Origin of the sequence: Pyramidobacter sp. C12-8 (genome assembly GCF_002007215.1) — a bacterium.
Classification (GTDB): Bacteria; Synergistota; Synergistia; order Synergistales; family Dethiosulfovibrionaceae; genus Pyramidobacter.
Genome location: NZ_MUHX01000110.1, coordinates 1 through 254, shown reverse-complemented (window position 1 = coordinate 254; position 254 = coordinate 1). Strand labels below are relative to the sequence as shown.

Annotated in this window: 1 protein-coding gene; it reads left to right on the top strand. The window is 51.6% G+C overall.

The window, feature by feature from the left end:
- Positions 1-41 precede the first annotated feature (41 nt).
- The coding region (locus tag B0D78_RS12260; RefSeq protein WP_205948340.1) for a formylglycine-generating enzyme family protein at positions 42-254 on the top strand (213 nt) is incomplete at its 3' end.

Genomic DNA, 254 nt, shown 5'->3' with positions numbered 1-254 from the left:
GGAAGAATCTGCAGCCCAATAGCTACTACCATGTATCGGACATGGATGAAATCGCACGATACGAATCCAACGATTTGGACGGCAAGGGCGGCTACTCGCACCACACGAAAGTCGGCAGTTATCTGCCAAATGCCTGGGGGCTTTACGACATGCATGGGAATGTATTTGAATGGTGTCTTGATTGGGGCAGTAGGTATGGAATGGATGCCGTAGAAGACCCGAAGGGGGCGAATACGGGCTCAAGCCGCATGATT